This window comes from Streptacidiphilus sp. MAP5-3 (assembly GCF_041262505.1).
GTDB lineage: Bacteria > Actinomycetota > Actinomycetes > Streptomycetales > Streptomycetaceae > Streptacidiphilus.
The window spans coordinates 1-3,244 of the sequence record NZ_JBGCCL010000064.1; the positions used below are offsets into that span (position 1 = coordinate 1).

Here is a 3,244-nt window from a genome sequence, read left to right on the forward strand (position 1 = left end):
TGTGTGTCGGGCACGTTGTTGGGTCCTGAGGGAATGGTCTCGCTTGTCGAGGCTGTCCTTCTGGTCGTTGTTTGAGAACTGCACAGTGGACGCGAGCATCTGTGGCCAAGTTTTTAAGGGCGCACGGTGGATGCCTTGGCACCAGGAACCGATGAAGGACGTGGGAGGCCGCGATAGGCCCCGGGGAGCTGTCAACCGAGCTTTGATCCGGGGGTGTCCGAATGGGGAAACCCGGCAGTCGTCATGGGCTGTCACCCGCTGCTGAACACATAGGCAGTGTGGAGGGAACGCGGGGAAGTGAAACATCTCAGTACCCGCAGGAAGAGAAAACAACCGTGATTCCGGGAGTAGTGGCGAGCGAAACCGGATGAGGCTAAACCATGGTGGTGTGAGACCCGGCAGGGGTTGCCATTGTGGGGTCGTGGGATTGTGTTTCAGTCGTCTGCCGGCGGCTGGGCGAGTCAGAAACCGTATGGGTAGTCGAAGGACATGCGAAAGGTCCGGCGTAGAGGGTAAGACCCCCGTAGACGAAATCTGTACGGCTCGCTTATGCAACTCCCAAGTAGCACGGGGCCCGAGAAATCCCGTGTGAATCTGGCGGGACCACCCGCTAAGCCTAAATATTCCCTGGTGACCGATAGCGGATAGTACCGTGAGGGAATGGTGAAAAGTACCGCGGGAGCGGAGTGAAATAGTACCTGAAACCGTGTGCCTACAAGCCGTGGGAGCCTTTAGGGGTGACTGCGTGCCTTTTGAAGAATGAGCCTGCGAGTTTGCGGTGTGTGGCGAGGTTAACCCGTGTGGGGTAGCCGTAGCGAAAGCGAGTCCGAATAGGGCGAATGAGTCGCGCGCCCAAGACCCGAAGCGGAGTGATCTAGCCATGGGCAGGTTGAAGCGCGGGTAAGACCGTGTGGAGGACCGAACCCACCAGGGTTGAAAACCTGGGGGATGACCTGTGGTTAGGGGTGAAAGGCCAATCAAACTCCGTGATAGCTGGTTCTCCCCGAAATGCATTTAGGTGCAGCGTCGTGTGTTTCTTGCCGGAGGTAGAGCACTGGATAGGCGATGGGCCCCACCGGGTTACTGACCTTAGCCAAACTCCGAATGCCGGTAAGTGAGAGCACGGCAGTGAGACTGTGGGGGATAAGCTCCATGGTCGAGAGGGAAACAGCCCAGAACACCGGCTAAGGCCCCTAAGCGTGTGCTAAGTGGGAAAGGATGTGGAGTCGCAGAGACAACCAGGAGGTTGGCTTAGAAGCAGCCACCCTTTAAAGAGTGCGTAATAGCTCACTGGTCAAGTGATTCCGCGCCGACAATGTAGCGGGGCTCAAGTACACCGCCGAAGCCGTGTCATTGCAGCATGACTCCCAACGGAGGCTGTGATGGGTAGGGGAGCGTCGTGTGCCGGGTGAAGCCGCAGGGGAACCTAGTGGTGGACGGTATACGAGTGAGAATGCAGGCATGAGTAGCGATACAAGAGTGGGAAACTCTTGCGCCGATTGACCAAGGGTTCCTGGGTCAAGCTGATCTGCCCAGGGTAAGTCGGGACCTAAGGCGAGGCCGACAGGCGTAGTCGATGGACAACGGGTTGATATTCCCGTACCCGCTTTGAAGCGCCAACGGTGAACCTTTGAATGCTAAGGCCGTGAAGCCGCCCGGAGGTCTTCGGACCGAAGGGAGTGGTGGAGCCGCCGATCCAACAGGGTAGTAGCTGAGCGATGGGGTGACGCAGGAAGGTAGTCCAGCCCGGGCGGTGGTAGTCCCGGGGTAAGGGTGTAGGCCGTGTGGTAGGCAAATCCGCCGCACATTAAGGCTGAGACCTGATGCCGAGCCGATTGTGGTGAAGTGGATGATCCTATGCTGTCGAGAAAAGCCTCTAGCGAGTTTCATGGCGGCCCGTACCCCAAACCGACTCAGGTGGTCAGGTAGAGAATACCGAGGCGTTCGGGTGAACTATGGTTAAGGAACTCGGCAAAATGCCCCCGTAACTTCGGGAGAAGGGGGGCCACCGTTGGTGATGGCACTTGCTGCCTGAGCTGGTGGTGGCCGCAGAGACCAGCGAGAAGCGACTGTTTACTAAAAACACAGGTCCGTGCGAAGCCGTAAGGCGATGTATACGGACTGACGCCTGCCCGGTGCTGGAACGTTAAGGGGACCGGTTAGTCCGATTTCGGTCGGGCGAAGCTGAGAACTTAAGCGCCAGTAAACGGCGGTGGTAACTATAACCATCCTAAGGTAGCGAAATTCCTTGTCGGGTAAGTTCCGACCTGCACGAATGGCGTAACGACTTCTCGACTGTCTCAACCATAGGCCCGGTGAAATTGCATTACGAGTAAAGATGCTCGTTTCGCGCAGCAGGACGGAAAGACCCCGGGACCTTTACTATAGCTTGATATTGGTGTTCGGTTCGGCTTGTGTAGGATAGGTGGGAGCCTTTGAAGCATCAACGCCAGTTGGTGTGGAGGCGTCGTTGAAATACCACTCTGGTCGTGCTGGATGTCTAACCTGGGTCCGTGATCCGGATCAGGGACAGTGTCTGGTGGGTAGTTTAACTGGGGCGGTTGCCTCCTAAAATGTAACGGAGGCGCCCAAAGGTTCCCTCAGCCTGGTTGGCAATCAGGTGTTGAGTGTAAGTGCACAAGGGAGCTTGACTGTGAGACCGACGGGTCGAGCAGGTGCGAAAGCAGGGACTAGTGATCCGGCGGTGGCTTGTGGAAGCGCCGTCGCTCAACGGATAAAAGGTACCCCGGGGATAACAGGCTGATCTTCCCCAAGAGTCCATATCGACGGGATGGTTTGGCACCTCGATGTCGGCTCGTCGCATCCTGGGGCTGGAGTAGGTCCCAAGGGTTGGGCTGTTCGCCCATTAAAGCGGTACGCGAGCTGGGTTTAGAACGTCGTGAGACAGTTCGGTCCCTATCCGCTGCGCGCGTAGGAGTCTTGAGAAGGGCTGTCCCTAGTACGAGAGGACCGGGACGGACGAACCTCTGGTGTGCCAGTTGTCCTGCCAAGGGCATGGCTGGTTGGCTACGTTCGGGAGGGATAACCGCTGAAAGCATCTAAGCGGGAAGCCTGCTTCGAGATGAGGACTCCCACCACCATGAGTGGGTAAGGCTCCCAGTAGACGACTGGGTTGATAGGCCGGATGTGGAAGCCCTGTGAGGGGTGGAGCTGACCGGTACTAATAGGCCGAGGGCTTGTCCATAGTTGCTACGCGTCCACTGTGCTGTTCTGAGACAGCGAC

Annotated in this window: 1 rRNA gene; it reads left to right on the top strand. The window is 57.5% G+C overall.

Going from position 1 to position 3,244, the window contains the following annotated elements:
• The first annotated feature begins 103 nt into the window (after positions 1–103).
• Positions 104–3,205 (top strand): 23S ribosomal RNA (locus tag ABH928_RS36400).
• Positions 3,206–3,244 lie beyond the last annotated feature (39 nt).